Source organism: Streptomyces sp. KM273126 (genome assembly GCF_004337435.2).
GTDB lineage: Bacteria > Actinomycetota > Actinomycetes > Streptomycetales > Streptomycetaceae > Streptomyces > Streptomyces acidicola.
This window is the reverse complement of record NZ_SJXB02000001.1, coordinates 3,452,925-3,469,447: the sequence shown is the minus strand read 5'-3', so window position 1 is coordinate 3,469,447 and position 16,523 is coordinate 3,452,925. Positions and strand designations below refer to the sequence as shown.

Here is a 16,523-nt window from a genome sequence, read left to right as displayed (position 1 = left end):
TTGGCGCGCTCCGCGCGCGGGCGCCGTCGTTGACGTGCGAGGCGAGGTCGGGTGGACCGGACGTACGGACCCGACCTCGAAGTACTGGTTTTGGAGCTCTCTCCCGCTCAGAGACGTGAGATTCTCCCCTGGATCGCTCCGTGGAGTTTGACAGCACTCATGTCTGCCTGACGACTGCCCTCCCGGCAACCGAGGCGAGTACGAGACCCGCCTGATCGATATTGCGGCTCGCGTTGAAGTCGGCATTTCCGGACCAGCCACACTCAGGGCTCCGGCATACGAACCGTGCTTGTGACTCACGGCTGCCAGGCGTCACGACCCCGCACTCTGAACAACGCAACGATGTTCCGGGCGCGGGCACTCGGATCAGGACGCCGCCCCGGTCGTCGAGCTTGTATGCCAGCAGCTCGACAGTACGTCCCCACGCCTCGCCAGCAATGCCGCGGTTCAGCCCGGCCTTCTGCGCCACCTTGACGCCTGGCAATTCGACGGTTCCTTTGGCGGACTTGACCATGTTCACAATGCTGAGTTGCTCCACCGACACCAGCGCGTACTCCTCTGCGATGGCGGTTGTGGCCTTGTGCTGCCAGTCGAGTACCCGCCGCTTGGCTCTCGCACGCAGGTTCTTGATCTGGTCGTACGCGCCGCGCAGCCTCTTCGAAGCGCGTCCTTGCGGTCCCCCGTACTGCTTCCGGTGCGCTGCTTGCCGTTGAGCACGCAGCATCCGGTCGTCCTCTGCATCAGTCAGCCATGGTCCGTGACCGTAGGCACTGCCGTCAGACAAGGCGAGAGGAACAGTGATGCCCCGATCGATGCCGACATGCGAGCGACCCCAGTCCCTGGGCATTGACGCCTGCTGCATGGTCTCTGTGCGGAACACGATGTGCCAGCCGAGTGCGTCCTTGATCAGCCGTGCTCCCGTGATGCGGCCTGAAGGACTGCTTTTCGTCACCCCGGGCAAGTCCTTCGTCCACCGGAAACGCAATCGTCCGAGCTTCGGAATGTTCACCATCCCCCAGCGACGGTGCACCCGGGTCACCCGCAGGTCCCGTCCCTGCGGAATGTCCACCGCCGGCACCACGCAGGAGCGAGACTTGTAGACTGGCGCCTCCGCCCTGCCTTCCCAGCAGTTCACCCATGCGCGGTGATATGCCTTCAGCACCGCCTGCGCGGCCTGCGCCGGAAGCACCGCGAGCCAGTCAACATTGGCCCGCGCCCAACGGATCTCACCGTCCAGGTAGGCAAGGGGAGGGCGACGGGCTCCGGAGACGGTGAACAGCTCGTGCAGAAGATTCCACAAAGCCCTCGCAGCATGGGCCTGCTGGTCGAGTCGTGATTCCTGCGCAGGCGTCACGGCAAGCCGTACGCGGCAACCACGGTGGCGTGTCGCCCTCTCGTCCATGCTCCCCTCCAACCGTTCCACTGATCAGATCAACGGCACCGCCATGAAAAGGTCACGGGTTCGACTTCCGGTCAGTCAGTCGAGCACGGCCAACGCGTCCATCTCGATCAACAGCCCTTCAGGCAGACCGACGTAGACCGTTGTCCGCGCGGCCGGTGCCTGCCTGAGGGCCTGCCGCTCGAAGTACTGGTCGTAAATCTCGTTCAGCTCGGCGAAGTGACCTGTGTCCGTGAGGTAGACGCGGATCATCATCACGTCGTCCCAGCCGGCGCCGCCCTCTTCGAGGATCGCCTTGACGTTGGCGAGGGTCTGGAGGGTCTGCTCGCGCAGGGTGGGCCCGGCGGGCGTCGGGGGCTTGCCCTCCTCGGCCGGCAGGAAGCCGACCTGTCCGGCGACCTGGAGGATGTTCCCCTTCCTCACTCCGTGCGAGAACTTCGCGGGCGGGGTGGTGTGGGTCTTCGGGGTGAGCGCGATCTTCTCGGTCATGCGGGGTCCTTCGCCTTCGCGGTGGTGGGGTGCTTGGCCTTCACGGTCATGGGGTCGTCCTGCCCGAGTACTCACGGCTGATGGCCTCGGCGGTGCGGCGTACCAGGGGGAGCAGGGTGAGGAGTTCGTCGCCGGTGACGACGACGTTCGGGGCCGAGACCGACATCGCGGCGACGACCCGGCCGTCGGTGCCGCGAACGGGGGCGCCGACGCAGTTGATGGACTCCTCGTGGCCACCGAGGTCGGTGGCCCAGCCCTGTTCGCGCACCCGCTCCAACTCCTTGAGGAACGCGGGGGCGTTGGGCGTCGAACGGGGCGTGTACATGGGGTAGTCGAGCTTGTCGGCGAGGGCGCGGCGCTCGACCTCGGGGAGGTCGGCGAGGAGCAGCTTGGCGACGGCCGCGACGGTGATCGCGACGGGTTTGCCGATCCGGGAGTACATGCGCACCGGGTAGCGGCTCTCCACCTTGTCGATGTAGAGGACCTCGTTCTCCTCGTAGACCGCGAGGTGGACGGTGTGGCCGCACTCCTCGTTGAGGCGTACGAGGTGGGGGTGGGCGATCTCGCGGATGTCGAGGTTCTCGACGGCCTCCTGGGCGAGGGCGAAGAGGCGGGCGCCGAGGCGGTAGCGCTGGTCGGACTGGCGGTAGACGAGGCCGTGCTCGTGGAGTGTGCGGAGGAGGCGCAGGGCTGTCGACTTGTGGACGCCGAGGCGGTCGGCGACCCGGCCCAGGTCGGCGGGGCCCTCGGCCAGCAGCGGCAGGATGCTGAGGGCACGGTCGACGGTCTGGCTCATGGGTGGTGTACCTCCTCCTCGGCCCGCGTGACGGGTGTGGTCGTCCAGCCTGGGCCGAGACGAAGTGTCCCCCACGTCGCGTCGTCCAGAGCGGCCAGGCGGTCGGCGTGGGCGCGGGTCGGGGGTGTGCCGAGGTCGCCGTGCACCGTGAGCGCGGTGGCGGCCATGAGGTGGCCGTGGCGGAGGCGTGCCCGTGCGGGGAGTTCACGCAGCGTGGCCGACAGGAATCCGGCGGCGAAGGCGTCTCCGGCGCCCACGGGAGCGACGACGTCCACGTGGAGGGAGGGGGCGAAGGTGATCGTGTCGTCCGTGGCGGGGTGCGGGTGCTGTGTGTGCTCGAACAGGGTGGCCCCTTGCGTGCCCTGCTTCACCACCAGCACGCGGGGCTCGGGAAGGGCCGCTCGGATGGTCCGGGGGTCGGCGTCGACGCCCCAGGCGGCCGCCGCCTCGTCGGAGCCGACGAACACGAGGTCGGCGCGGCGGGCCAGATCGAGGAGGACGCCTGGGCCGTCGGGGTCGCGCCACAGGCTGGGGCGGAAATTGACGTCGAAGGAGACGAGCGGGCGGCCGGGGCCGGGTGCGGTCAGTTCCCGGAGCAGGGCGAGGCAGTCGTCGGACAGGGCCGCCGTGATCCCGGAGAGATGCAGGACGCGGCCTGCCCTCACCGCCGCGAGGTCGACGTTCCCCACGGCCATCGCGGACGCCGCCGAGCCCGCACGGTAGTACGCCACCTCGTGCCCGTCCCCGTCCCGGTCACTCGCCGTACGGAAGTACACGCCCGTGGGGCGCTGCGGGTCCCGTCGTACGGCCGACACGTCCACGCCGTACCCGCCGATGGTCTCGACGAGGTGGTCACCGAACCCGTCGGCGCCCACGCGGCTCACCCACCGTGCCGCGTGCCCGGCGGCGGCGAGCGCACAGGCGACGTTGGACTCCGCTCCCCCGATGCCCCGCTCGAATGACGGAACGTCGGCGAGGCGGCCCGGCCGGGAGGGAAGGAAAGTCACCATGGACTCGCCGAGCGCCACCACCTCGACAGCACCGCCGCCGGCACCGACGCCGCGGGTGGCGTCGTGGTCCACGAGGGCGGCGGGTCGGTGGGTGGTCACACGGGCTCCTTGTCGGTGCTGGGCGTCGGTACTGGGCCAGCAGATCCCGTTGACCCGGTGTTGGCTGGGATGTTAGACAGCAGTGAGCGACATACGCAATGACCGTTGCAGATATCGCAATTCACCTGATCAGGGAGGCTCCATGGGTGCGGAAGCCAGTACCGATGTACGAACCAGTACCGACGTACGGACCGAAGCCCTGGCAGGCCTGGCCGCCGAGCAGGTCGGCCACCGTTTCAAGGGCCTCCCCCCGGACGCCGCAGGCCTGACCGTCGGCGAGCTCACGGCCGAGCGCCGCAACCTCTTCACCGGTGGCTTCACCACCCCGGTGCTCGCCCTCTCCGCCGAGCGCCTGGAGCACAACCTCGCGCTCATGGAGACGTACACGGCCCGTCACGGCCTCGCGTTCGCACCCCACGGCAAGACGTCCATGGCCCCGCAGCTCTTCTGGCAGCAGATCGACCGGGGCGCGTGGGGCATCACGCTCGCGGTGCCGCATCAGGTGCGGGTGGCACGGGAGTTCGGGATCGAGCGGATCTTCCTCGCGAACGAGGTCGTCGACGAGGCGGCGCTGACCTGGATCGCCGCCGAGCTGAACGCCCACCCCTCCTTCCGGCTCGTCTGTTACGTCGACTCCGTGCGCGGGGTCGAGTTGATGGACGCGGCGCTGCGCGGTGTCGCCTCCCGCCCGCTGGACGTGGTCGTCGAGCTGGCCGCCGGTGAAGGGGCGCGTACCGGGGTGCGGACCGAGGCGGAGTGCGCGGCGGTGGCGGACGCGGTGGCTGCCGTGTCCACGCTGCGGCTGGTGGGGGTGGCCGGTTACGAGGGCGAGGTGCCCGAGGCGGACCCGGAGCGGGTGCGGGCCTGGCTGCGGCGGCTCACCGCGCTGGCGGCGGACTTCGACAAGGCCGGGCGGTTCGCGGGCCTGGACGAGATCGTGGTGAGCGCGGGCGGCAGCGCCTGGTTCGACGCGGTGGCGGACGTGTTCGCCGAGCTTCCCGAACTGTCGCTGCCGGTGCTGAAGTTGCTGCGCTCCGGGGCGTACGTCTCGCACGACGCGGGCCACTACGGGCGCGTGACCCCGTTCAACCGCGTCCCCGAAGAAGGCGCCCTCCACCCCGCCTTCCGCCTCTGGGCGCAGGTGGTGTCCCGCCCCTCCCCCGAGCAGGCCTTCGTCAACGCGGGCAAGCGGGACGCGGCGTACGACCTGGATCTGCCCGCCGCGGAGACGGTCCGCCGTGCCGGGGCCGAGCATCCCGCCACCGGCGTCACGGTCACGTCCCTCTCCGACCAGCACGCGTGGATCGGCACGACCCCCGAGGCGGACCTCCAGGTCGGCGACTGGCTGGCCCTCGGTCTCTCCCACCCCTGCACGTCCTTCGACAAGTGGCAGCTGATCCCCGTGGCCGAGGCCGACGGTACGGTCGTCGACTACGTCCGCACGTTCTTCTAGGAGGCGTTCGTGGAGGACCTCGTCATCCGTGACGCGGACGTGGTGGACGGCACCGGCGGCCCCTCGTACCGGGCCGATGTGGTCGTCGACGGCGGCCGGATCGTCTCGATCGTGCAAGAGGCCGCCGCGGCCGGCTGCCAGCGCCCGCGTGCGACACGGGAGCTGGACGCCGAGGGCCTGGTGCTCTCCCCCGGGTTCGTCGACATGCACGCCCACAGCGACCTGGCCCTGCTGCGGGACCCCGACCACAGCGCGAAGGTCGCGCAGGGGGTCACGCTCGAAGTGATCGGCCAGGACGGCCTGTCGTACGCACCGGTCGACGACCGCACCCTCGCCGAGGTCCGCAGGGCCATCACCGGCTGGAACGGACACGGCGACGACATCGACTTCACCTGGCGGTCCGTCGGCGAGTACCTGGACCGCCTCGACCACGGCTTCGACGGCGAGGGCATCGCGGTCAACGCCGCCTACCTCATCCCCCAGGGCACCGTGCGGATGCTGGCCATGGGCTGGGAGGACCGCGAGCCGACACCCGAAGAGCTCGACCGGATGCGGCAGTCGGTGGCCGACGGGATGCGGGAGGGCGCCGTCGGGATGTCGTCCGGGCTGACGTACACGCCCGGCATGTACGCGAAGGACGCCGAACTCACCGAGCTGTGCCGGGTGGTCGGGGTGCACGGCGGCTACTACTGCCCGCACCACCGGTCGTACGGCGCCGGGGCGCTCCAGGCGTACGAGGAGATGGTCGCCCTCGCGCGGGAGGCGGGCTGTCCGCTCCATCTCGCCCACGCCACCATGAACTTCGGCGTGAACAAGGGCCGGGGAGCCGAGCTGCTGTCCCTGCTGGACGACGCGCTGGCCGACGGCGCCGACATCACCCTCGACACCTACCCCTACACCCCCGGCTGCACGACCCTCGTGGCCATGCTGCCCAGCTGGGCGAGCGAGGGCGGCCCGGAGGCGATCCTCACGCGACTGGAGGACGAGGGGACCGCCGAGCGCATCCGGCACCACATGGAGGTCGTGGGCGCCGACGGCTGCCACGGCGTCCCCATCGAGTGGGACACGATCGAGATCTCGGGAGTGACGGACCCGGCTCTCGCGTCGTACGTCGGCAGGACCGTCCAGCAGTCGGCCGACGAGCGCGGCGAGGCCCCCTGGACCACCGCCCGCCGGCTCCTCCTCACCGACCGGCTCGGCCCGACGATCCTCCAGCACGTGGGCCACGAGGAGAACGTCCGGACGATCATGCGGCACCGCGTCCACACCGGCGGCTCCGACGGCATCCTGCAGGGCGCCAAGCCCCACCCGCGCGCGTACGGGACGTTCCCGCAGTATCTCGGCCGGTACGTACGGGAGTTGGGGGTGCTGTCGCTGGAGGAGTGCGTCGCGCACCTCACCTCCCGGCCCGCGGCCCGGCTCGGGCTCGCCGACCGGGGGCTGGTGCGCGAGGGGTACCGCGCGGATCTGGTGCTGTTCGACCCGGCGACCGTGGCTGCCGGGTCGACGTTCGAGGAGCCGCGGACGCTGCCCGTCGGCATCCCCTACGTGCTCGTCGACGGCCGGTTCGCAATCGAGGACGGCCGCCGGACGGACGTGCTTGCGGGGCGGGCGGTGCGCCGAGCCCAGTGACCAGGGCCCTTCTGATGACCGGTGACCGCTCGCCCCACACGACGGTGTGCGCGCCTCGTGCCTCTACGGCTTGGGCAGGACGCAACCGCTCGCGCTCAGGTCGAGCTTGTTGCCGACGCCGAAGCAGGCGGGTATCTGGTAGGTCTCCTGGGCGTAGTTGATGCCCTGACGGACGGTCACGTTGCCGCTCGCGTCGACCTCACAGGGGTTGTTGAGGGTGCAGCGCTCGCCGTCCTCGTTGCCCGTGTTGTTGACGGCGACCACCTTGCCGGTGGCGTCGTCGACGACGGGCGAGCCGGAGGTGCCGCCGATGGTGTTGCAGGCGGAGGTGTAACGGACCGAGTCCTTCCAGGTCCAGTCGCCCTCCTTCAGGCGGTACGCGAAGCCGTCGACGTTGCAGCTGTAGATCCGCTTCCAGTAGCCGGAGACGACGCTGATGGCGGTGCCGGCGGTGGGACGGGCGTCGTTGAGGGTGAGCGCGTCGATGCCGTACGAGCTCTTGATCTGCGCGTACGTGCTCGTGATCTGGTACAGCGCGACGTCCGTGTCCGTCATCGTGCCGTACGAGATCTTGCTGGCGCGGAGCGTGGCGACACGGGTGCCGGCGGAGTTGAGCAGGCCGAAGGTACGGCTGGACGCCTGGTCGACGATGACCTGGCCGGCCGCCGGGAACCCGGACTCCAGACAGTGACCGTTGGTCATCACGAGCGCCGGGTCGTTGTCCGCGGAGGCGGGCATCCGTACGACGGAGCCGGAGCAGTTGTTGAGCGCGACGGTGCCGGCGAAGTTGACGGCCTGGGCGGACGGCTGGGTGATCCGGCCCACGGTCTCCGTGGCGGACGCGACCAGGTCCGAGACCGTGGACGTGATCGAGTCCGTGCTCGTGCCCGTGTCCGCGATCTTGCCCACGGAGGCCGAGGCCGCCGGGTCGACCGGGTCGGCCGCGGGCGCGCCGGCGGCGACCGCGGGCGCCGCGCCCGCTCCGGCAAGCGCCAGGGCGAAGACTGCGGCGACGAGAGGTTTTCTCATGTGGGGTCCCCTCTTACGACGTGGGTGACGGTGCTGGAAACGGAAGGGTTCCGATCACCGCTGGTTTGTCATGCGCATTGTGAGGGGCGTGGAATGGGCGAGCAAGGAGGTGTTTCCGGACGCGCGACACTCCCAAGGGCCGCACAGCCGACCGCCCATGGATCATGATCGGGGCAACTGACTTACGGATGCCCCCACTTGGGCCCTTCTTGGGCTCCTTGCCGCAAGGACTCCACCGGATCTCCTCATGAGGGTGGATTAGGCAACGGGCAGGGCGGGGTCTCGGCGGGGGGCGGGCGGGGTCGATGGATCGGCCGGCGCGGTAGGGGGACCGGCCGCTCGGAGCGAAGGGGGGACCGGCCGCTCGGAGCGAGGGGGATTCGGCCGCTCGGAGCGAGGAGGAATCGGCCGGGACTACTTCGGTCCCTTGGTCCAGCCCTGTCCACGGCCGGGGTTGTTGCCGGAGTTGCCTCTGCTGGGCCCGGTCGTGGTGGCGGAGGCGGAGGCGGCCGGGGCCGAGGGCGTCCGAGCGGCGGGGGCGGAGGCGCCCGAGTCGGAGCCGTCGGGGGAAGCACTCGACGTACTGTCCGAGGACCTGGTCGACGCGCCGTCCGCCGCACCCGAGGAGACGCCGGACGACGGGGCCGCCGTCGCGCCCGGCGAGCCGCCCGCGCCGGGGATCTCGGCGGCCGGGACGGACCCCGGCGCGGTCGGGGGCTTCCGGTCGCCGTGCTCCGGGGAACCCGAGCCGAAGATCCCGGCGACCGTGGCCGTGACGGTCACAAGGACGGCGCCGACGCCGCCGGTAACCAGGGCCCCGCGCCGCCCGATCCGGCCCCCGGCCGCACCGGCTCGCCGCCCCTTCCGGGGCCGACGACGGCCCTCCCCCTCCTTCCGTCTTCGGCGGCCGCCCCCGCCGACAGGTCCCGTGCCACCTTCGCCCGGCCGCCCGGCAGCACTCTCCCTGCCGTACCCGAGCTCTCCGACCGCTGGCCCGGCCGAGCCGTCCCCGTCCCCGGCCCCGGCCCCGGCCCCGGCCCCGGCGGGATCCACAACAGGATCCATCCGCACCGTTTCGTCGTACGCGTTCTGCCAGCCGTGTGCGGTGGCCGGGTCCGAGTACGCCTCGTAGGCGGGTGCCGCGGCGGCGTCACCGTACGGGTGGTACACGTTCGGGCGACCGTGGAGGTCCGGGTTCTCCCCGGACTGACCCTTCATCCCGTTCGCACCCTTCGCTCCGTTCGCCGCATCCACGCCGTACGTCATGTCATTGCGCTGAGGATGGCTGAACATGGGCGGGGATTGTAGAGACTTCTGGGGTTCGTGTGACAGCGGAGGCGCATATGGGTCCATAGCGGTCGTCTCACGTGGTGGAAAACACGCCGCGGGAAGCGTTACCGGGCCGTAAGCTCACCGACATGCAGGTGATCCAGTCGACCAAGCTCGCCAACGTCTGTTACGAGATCCGGGGCCCGGTGCTCCAGGAGGCGATGCGGCTTGAGGCGGCGGGACACCGCATCCTCAAGCTCAACACCGGGAATCCGGCCGCCTTCGGCTTCGAGTGTCCGCCCGAGATCCTGGAGGACATCCTCCGCAACGTGTCGTCGGCCCACGGGTACGGCGACGCGAAGGGCCTGCTGGCCGCTCGCCGGGCGGTGGTCATGCACAACCAGACGCTGGGCATAGAGACGGACGTCGAGCACGTCTTCATCGGCAACGGCGTGTCCGAGCTGATCGTCATGGCGATGCAGGGCCTGCTGGACGACGGCGACGAGGTCCTCGTACCGGCCCCGGACTACCCGCTGTGGACGGCCGCGGTCTCACTGTCGGGCGGCACGGCGGTGCACTACCGCTGCGACGAGCAGTCCGACTGGATGCCCGACCTCGCCGACGTGGAGCGGAAGGTCACCGACCGCACCAAGGCGATCGTCATCATCAACCCGAACAACCCGACGGGCGCGGTGTACGACGAGACGGTGCTCCGTGGCCTCACGGACATCGCGCGGCGCCACAACCTGCTGGTCTGCTCGGACGAGATCTACGACAAGATCCTGTACGACGGCGTCACGCACCGCGCGACGGCCTCGATCGCGCCCGACCTGCTGACACTCACCTTCAACGGCATGTCGAAGGCGTACCGGGTCGCGGGCTACCGGGTGGGCTGGCTGTCGATCTCCGGCCCGCGGGCGCACGCCGACTCCTACATCGAGGGCCTGACCATCCTGGCGAACATGCGGCTGTGCGCGAACATGCCGGGCCAGCACGGGGTGGTCGCCGCACTGAGCGGCCGCCAGACGATCAACGACCTCGTGCTGCCGGGTGGGCGACTGAAGGAGCAGCGGGACGTGGCGTACGAACTGCTGACGCAGATCCCGGGCGTGACGTGCGTGAAGCCGAAGGGCGCGCTGTATCTCTTCCCGCGCCTGGACCCGAAGGTCTTCAAGATCAAGGACGACCGCCGGATGGTCCTGGACCTGCTGCGCCGCGAGAAGATCATGGTCGTCCAGGGAACGGGCTTCAACTGGACGGAGCCCGATCACTTCCGGGTGGTGACACTGCCGACGGTGGCGGACCTGACGTCGGCGATCACACGGATCGGACACTTTTTGGACGGTTACAGCCAGCCGTAGCGCTGCGCTCGCCGGGCCGGAGACGGGGCCGAGCTCGCTGTTTCCGGACGGCGGGCCCGGCCCCTTGGCGTTCGCATTCCGACACGCATCTGAAGTGGGGCCGGGATCTGCCGTGCTCCTCAGGGTCCAACTGGATAAGGTGGTCGACCGTTTGTGCGATGAGCGCGTGAGGGTCGACAGGGGTGGCCGGGATGGGCGCGGGGGCGTTGCGGGTGCGGTTGACGGACCTGGCCGCGGCCGGTCAGGGCGATCTGCGGGCGGTGCTGGGGGAGTTCCGGCGCGGTGAGGTGCTGGTGCCGGTGGTGGACGACGCCCTGCTGTCGGTGGAGGCGGGTGGTATCCGCTGGTTGCTGGTGTTCACCGATGATGCGGCACTGGCGCGTTTCGCTGAGGCGCGGGGCGAAGCGGTGCCCGATCGGGTGCCGGTGTACGGGGCACGGCTCCTGGATCACGTGATCCCGGAGGTGGGCGGGCCGGTCGGGATCGCGGTGGACGCGGGGAGCGCTGCCGGGATGGTGCTGCCTCCGGTGGCGGGGATCGTTCCGGACTCGGTGGCCCTGGATGCGGAGGGCGCGGGCGCATGACCGGCGGCGGTGGTGGCGGCTACCGGGTCGATGCGGAGGCGCTGGAGCGGATCACGCGGGGCATCAACCTGGCGATGGACGAGCTGAAGGAGCTGGGCTTCGACATCGAGGCGAATCTGGGGCGCGGCTTCAGCGACCTGGAGCTGGCGGGCCTGGAGGTGGGGGACGCGAGCCTGCACCAGGTCTTCGCCGACTTCTGCGAGCGGTGGGGCTGGGGTGTGCGCTCACTGATGCAGGACGCGAATGAGTTCGCGGGGCGGCTGAACCTGTCGGCGGGGCTGTATCACGAGCAGGAGGAGTACGTCTCGAACACCCTGAAGACGGTCTGGACGGCGGCAGCAGGCAACCCCTACCTGTCCCCGGAGGAAGTCGAGCAGCGTTCCTGGTCGGACACGCTCAAGGACAACGCCCTCTCCCATGCCGCGAACGCGGACTACAGCCCTGGGTCCTATCTGGCGGGTCAGGAGGGGGCCCGGCAGGCCTGGGCGCAGGCGGGGCAGGACATATCGAGTTCCACGGTGACCCCGGACGCGCTGTTCGATCCCCGGACGGAGTGGCAGTGGGGCGGGCCGCCACAGCCCGAGGCGGAAGCACCGCAAGCCCCGGCGCCCGGGGAGGGTGAGGGCTGATGGGTGTGGGGGACTGGGTCGACGGGCTCGGCGACGGTGTTGAGGGCGTCGTCGACAGCGCGACGAGGGGGATCGGGGAGGCCGCCAACTGGGGCGCGGACCGAGCGGCGGATGGCCTGTCGGCGGTCGGCGCGGGCGGGCTGGCCGAGGGGGTGCGCGACTTCGGCGAGGGAGTGAACAACCGGCTGGGCGGCGATGTCGCCGAGCGCGAGCTGGGCGAGAGCGAGGACCCCAAGGAGTTGGTCCACGGCAGCCCGGAGGCACTGGAGGCGCGGGCCCGGCACCTGCGGGACTTCTTCCGGGCTTTCGACAACGTCGGCCAGGGCCTGCGGAGTCTGGACTCGGGCGGCTGGCAGGGCGAGGCCGGAGACGCTTTCCGGGCGAAGTTCGACATGCAGCCCAAGCAGTGGCTCGCGGCGGCCGACGCCTGCGAGACGGCGGCCGCCGCGCTGGAGGCGTACGCGGACACGGTGCGCTGGGCTCAGCAGCAGGCGCAGGCGGCGATCGACGCTTTCCGCAACGCACAGGAGGCCTACCGGCAGGCGGCGGACGCCCACAACACCAAGGTCAAGACTTTCAACCAGGCGGCCGAACGGTACAACGCGGCCGCGCTGGCGGGCCGGGACCCCGGCCCGAGGCCCACCGAGCCGGGCACCTTCACCGACCCGTCGGTGGCGGGCAGGCGGGAGGCGGTGGAGATCCTGGAGGAGGCGCGCCGCCAGCGCACCAGCGCCGCCAGGGATGCGCAGCGCCGGTTGGCGGGTGCCCTGGAGCTGGCACCGGCCAAGCCGGATTTCACGGACCGTTTGGGTGCCAACGCGGCGGACGCCTTCGTAGGCGCCCAGCTGAACTCGGTCCACGTCCTGGGCGGTCTGCTCAAGGGCGGCGCGGACGCGGTGAAGCTGGCCCGCACGGTCAACCCGATGGACTCCTACAACATCACCCACCCCGGCGAGTGGCTGCAGAACTCCAACATGCTGCTCGCCGGCCTGGTGGGCACCGCTGCCCACCCCGAGCGCCTGCCCATGTCAGTCCTGGGCACGGGCTGGCGCAGCGACCCCGGCGACGCGATGGGCTATCTGGCCTCGAACCTGATAGGCGGCAAGGGCGCGGGGGCCGCGGGTAGAGGGGCACTACGTGGAGCCGCACGGGAAGCTGCCACAGGAGCCGCGCGCCGGAGTGTCGGCTCTGGGCTGCGGGACTTCGGCCGAGAACTCACCAGGAAGACGTTCGGCGGCGACCCGATCGACATGGCCACCGGCCGCATGGCCCTGCCGCAGACCGACGTGTCCCTACCGGCCCGGCTCCCGCTGGTCTTCTCCCGGTGTTTTGAGTCGTCCTACCGGGCAGGCCGCTGGTTCGGCCCCGCCTGGACCTCCACGGCGGACCAGCGCCTGGAGATCGATGCCGAGGGCGTCGTCTTCATCCGCGAGGACGGCTCCCTGCTGGCCTACCCGCACCCCGCTCCTGGGGTGCCAGTGTTGCCCCTGGACGGCGAGCGCCATCCGCTGACCATCGACGCCTGGGGCGACTACACCGTCACCGCCCCCGAGTCCGGCCGCACCTGGTACTTCGCGGCCCCGGGCGGCGACGGCAACGGCATCGCGCTGCTGGAGCAGATCTCCGACCGCTCGGGATCCCAGTGGCTCACCTTCGAATACGACCCCCAGGGCGCCCCCACCGGCATCGCCCACTCGGCTGGCTACCACCTGAAGATCACCACTGAGGGCGAACGCATCGCCGCCCTGCACTTGGCCGACTCCGACGCCGGCCGTGACATCGAACTCGTCCGCTTCGGCTACGACGGGCACGGCCACCTGACAGCGGTGACCAACTCCTCAGGCATGCCGTCCCGGTTCACCAACGACGACCTGGGTCGGATCACGTCCTGGACCGACACGAACGGCTCGTCGTACCGCTACGTGTACGACGAGCAGGACCGCTGCGCCTTCCAGACGGGCGAGGCGGGCCACCTGCGCAACACCTACACCTATGACGACACCGACCCTGAGACCGGCCACCGGGTCACGACGAAGACCGATTCCCTAGGTCACACGACCCGCTACCTGATCAACAATCATCTGCAGGTGGTGGCGGAGCCCGGACCGGACGGCGCGACGACCCGCACCACCTACGACCGCCACGACCGCCCGGTCACCATCACTGACCCGCTCGGCCGCACCACCAGCTACGCCTATGACAAGACCGGCCGCCCGATCATGGTCGTCCGCCCCGACGGCCGCTACAGCAGCATCGGCTACAACGACCAGGGCCTGCCGGTGGTGATCGCCCACCCGGACGGCAGCCGAACCCTGCAGCAGTACGACGCAGACGGCAACCGCGCCGCAGTGACCGACCCTTCCGGGGCGACCACACGCTTCGCTTACGACGCCATGGGCCACCTGGCGTCGGTCACCAACGCGCTGGGCACGACGACGGAGGTACGGTGCGATGCGGCGGGCCTGCTGCTGGAGATCACCGACCCGCTCGGAGCTGTGACCCGCTACGAACGTGACGCTTTCGGCCGACCTGTCACAATCACGAACCCGTTGGGCTCGATCACCCGCCTGGAATGGACGGTGGAGGGCAAGCCCGCCCGCCGCACCGCCCCGGACGGGAGCACAGAATCGTGGACGTACGACGGCGAGGGCAACTGCACCAGCCACACCGACCCGATGGGCGCGGTTTCCCGCTACGAGTACACCCACTTCGACCTGCTGACCGCCCGCACCGCCCCGGACGGCGCCCGCTACACCTTCGACCACGACACCGAACTGCGCCTCACCCAGGTCACCAACCCCCAGGGTCTGACGTGGACTTACGAGTACGACCCGAGCGGCCGCCTCGTATCCGAGACGGACTTCGACGACCGCACCCTCGCCTACACGCACGACGCAGGCGGCCGCCTGATATCCCGCACGAACGCGCTCGGCCAGACGATCTCCTTCGAACGCAACGCCCTGGGCCAGGTCATACGCAAGAACGCGGCAGGCCGCATTACGACGTACGCGTACGACACGACAGACCAACTCGCCCAGGCGACAGGCCCAGACGACACGACGCTCACACTGCTGCGCGACGAATTCGGACGGCTGACGTCCGAGACGGTCGACGGCAGGACACTGACGTACACCTACGACGAACTGGGTCGCCGAACGAGCCGCACGACCCCCACGGGCGCGATCACGACGTGGAGCTACGACGCCGCCGGGCGCCGCACGGGGATGGTGGCCTCGGGCCGCGCCGTCGACTTCACGTATGACGAGGCGGGCCGGGAACTGACCCGCAGCATCGGCGAACTGATCACCCTGGACCACACCTTCGACCCCACAGGCCGCCTGACCACGCAATCGGTGACAGTCGCGAGCGGCCGTACGGTCCAGCACCGCTCATATACGTATCGCGCGGACGGCAACCTCATCGGCATCGACGACCACCTGAATGGCCACCGCCACTTCGACCTGGACGCCGCGGGCCGCGTGACGGCGGTGCACGCGGCGAACTGGACCGAGACGTACGCCTACGACGAGGCAGGCAACCAGACCTCGGCGGTCTGGCCTTCCAACCACCCGGGCCAGGAGGCCGTGGGCGAGCGTACCTACACGGGCACCCGCATCATCCGCGCGGGCAACGTCCGCTATGAACACGACGCCCTGGGCCGCATCACTCTCCGCCAGAAGACCCGCCTATCCCGCAAACCCGACGCTTGGCGCTACGAATGGGACGTCGAGGACCGCCTCACTCAGGTGATCACGTCGGATGGCACACGCTGGCGCTACACCTACGATCCACACGGCCGCCGCACCGCAAAACTCCGCTTGGCCGACGATGGCGAAACGGTTGTCGAACGCACCATCTTCACCTGGGACGGCACCACGCTGTGCGAACAGACCACCACGTCTCCCAACCTGCCGAACCCAGTCACCCTTACTTGGGACCACCAAGGTCTTCACCCCATAGTCCAGACGGAACGCATCACCGCAGCCGAGGCCTCACAGGAGGAAATCGACACCCGCTTCTTCGCCATCGTCACCGACCTCGTCGGCACACCCAGCGAACTCATCGACGAACACGGCGACATCGCCTGGCACACCCGTAGCACCCTGTGGGGCACAACCGCCTGGGCCACCAACAGCCACACGTACACATCCCTTCGTTTCCCAGGCCAGTACTACGACCCCGAAACCGGCCTCCACTACAACTACTTCCGTCACTACGACCCCGAAACCGCCCGCTATTTCACCCCCGACCCCCTCGGACTCTCACCGGATCCCAACCCCACGACCTACGTCGACAACCCACACGCCTGGACAGATCATGTGGGTCTGTCTCCTTGCCTACGGAATGAAAAAACACGGGCAGCTCCAAACTTTGTGGCTGGCAGCAGCGATGAAATCGTCGATGTCCGCAAGATGGGACGGCCGGATAACCAACTGGTCTTGAGCGGGCATGGCGGGATACGCGCTGGAGACGGTGCTGCGGTGACTGTTCCAGAGGGTACGAGCATCCACATGTACGGCAAGCATGGGGAAACGATCAGTGATGCACTTGGAAACAAGATTGAAACAGGGAGCCCTACCCCAGTCGAAGTTTACGGCCCCGGGGAAAAACTTCCCGATTACTCACTTTTCCCGCCGGATGATTTGAAAATCCTCGGGACGCCACGCAATGTTACAGTGACTGATGAGACATATTTGTCGGATCTGCTTCGCCCCAACATGGGGTCAGTACATTGGGCTGCATGTAGATCCGTGTTCTAAACACCGAGGAAAG

The 16,523-nt window shown here is 69.5% G+C and carries 12 protein-coding genes; 6 read left to right on the top strand and 6 right to left on the bottom strand.

Annotation, left to right across the window (positions count from 1 at the left end; translation table 11 throughout):
* Positions 1-157: 157 nt before the first annotated feature.
* The 4 genes from E0500_RS14995 to E0500_RS14980 form a co-directional block, all read right to left on the bottom strand.
* A complete protein-coding gene (locus E0500_RS14995) occupies positions 158-1,402 on the bottom strand; it encodes an RNA-guided endonuclease TnpB family protein (protein WP_131569711.1) in 1,245 nt (414 codons plus the stop codon).
* A gap of 75 nt (positions 1,403-1,477) precedes the next feature.
* Positions 1,478-1,888 (bottom strand): RidA family protein, encoded by a 411-nt coding sequence (locus tag E0500_RS14990; RefSeq protein WP_131569713.1) that lies wholly within the window; start codon positions 1,886-1,888, stop codon positions 1,478-1,480.
* A 46-nt stretch (positions 1,889-1,934) separates the two neighbouring features.
* The gene (locus E0500_RS14985; RefSeq protein ID WP_131569715.1) at positions 1,935-2,684 is read right to left on the bottom strand and encodes an IclR family transcriptional regulator; all 750 of its coding nucleotides are present in this window, start codon (positions 2,682-2,684) and stop codon (positions 1,935-1,937) included.
* Positions 2,681-3,694, bottom strand: a complete 1,014-nt coding sequence (locus E0500_RS14980) for a sugar kinase (protein WP_131569722.1) — start codon at positions 3,692-3,694, stop codon at positions 2,681-2,683. Before E0500_RS14980 ends, E0500_RS14985 begins: the two co-directional genes overlap by 4 nt.
* A gap of 241 nt (positions 3,695-3,935) precedes the next feature.
* Between E0500_RS14980 and E0500_RS14975 the strand changes: the two genes are divergently transcribed.
* Together E0500_RS14975 and E0500_RS14970 are read left to right on the top strand one after the other, a co-directional pair.
* The gene (locus E0500_RS14975) at positions 3,936-5,246 is read left to right on the top strand and encodes an alanine racemase (protein WP_131569717.1); all 1,311 of its coding nucleotides are present in this window, start codon (positions 3,936-3,938) and stop codon (positions 5,244-5,246) included.
* A 9-nt stretch (positions 5,247-5,255) separates the two neighbouring features.
* The gene (locus E0500_RS14970; RefSeq protein WP_131569718.1) at positions 5,256-6,878 is read left to right on the top strand and encodes an amidohydrolase family protein; all 1,623 of its coding nucleotides are present in this window, start codon (positions 5,256-5,258) and stop codon (positions 6,876-6,878) included.
* Positions 6,879-6,941: 63 nt separating this feature from the next.
* Here the strand turns inward: E0500_RS14970 and E0500_RS14965 are convergent, their stop codons facing one another.
* Positions 6,942-7,907, bottom strand: a complete 966-nt coding sequence (locus E0500_RS14965) for a serine protease (RefSeq protein ID WP_131569720.1) — start codon at positions 7,905-7,907, stop codon at positions 6,942-6,944.
* Between the two features lie 414 nt (positions 7,908-8,321).
* Positions 8,322-9,200 carry a hypothetical protein gene (locus E0500_RS14960; RefSeq protein WP_181587005.1) on the bottom strand — a complete coding sequence of 293 codons (879 nt, stop codon included), beginning with the start codon at positions 9,198-9,200 and terminating at the stop codon, positions 8,322-8,324.
* A gap of 125 nt (positions 9,201-9,325) precedes the next feature.
* Between E0500_RS14960 and E0500_RS14955 the strand changes: the two genes are divergently transcribed.
* From E0500_RS14955 to E0500_RS14940, 4 genes are all read left to right on the top strand, one after another.
* On the top strand, positions 9,326-10,537 hold the full coding sequence (locus E0500_RS14955; RefSeq protein WP_131560532.1) for a pyridoxal phosphate-dependent aminotransferase: 1,212 nt from the start codon (positions 9,326-9,328) through the stop codon (positions 10,535-10,537).
* A 191-nt stretch (positions 10,538-10,728) separates the two neighbouring features.
* A complete protein-coding gene (locus E0500_RS14950) occupies positions 10,729-11,121 on the top strand; it encodes an SseB family protein (RefSeq protein WP_131560602.1) in 393 nt (130 codons plus the stop codon).
* Entirely contained in the window at positions 11,118-11,750 is a 633-nt protein-coding gene (locus tag E0500_RS14945; RefSeq protein WP_131560533.1) for a hypothetical protein, read from the top strand. The genes E0500_RS14950 and E0500_RS14945 overlap by 4 nt, the downstream gene beginning before the upstream one ends.
* On the top strand, positions 11,750-16,510 hold the full coding sequence (locus tag E0500_RS14940; protein WP_131560535.1) for a putative T7SS-secreted protein: 4,761 nt from the start codon (positions 11,750-11,752) through the stop codon (positions 16,508-16,510). The genes E0500_RS14945 and E0500_RS14940 overlap by 1 nt, the downstream gene beginning before the upstream one ends.
* Positions 16,511-16,523 lie beyond the last annotated feature (13 nt).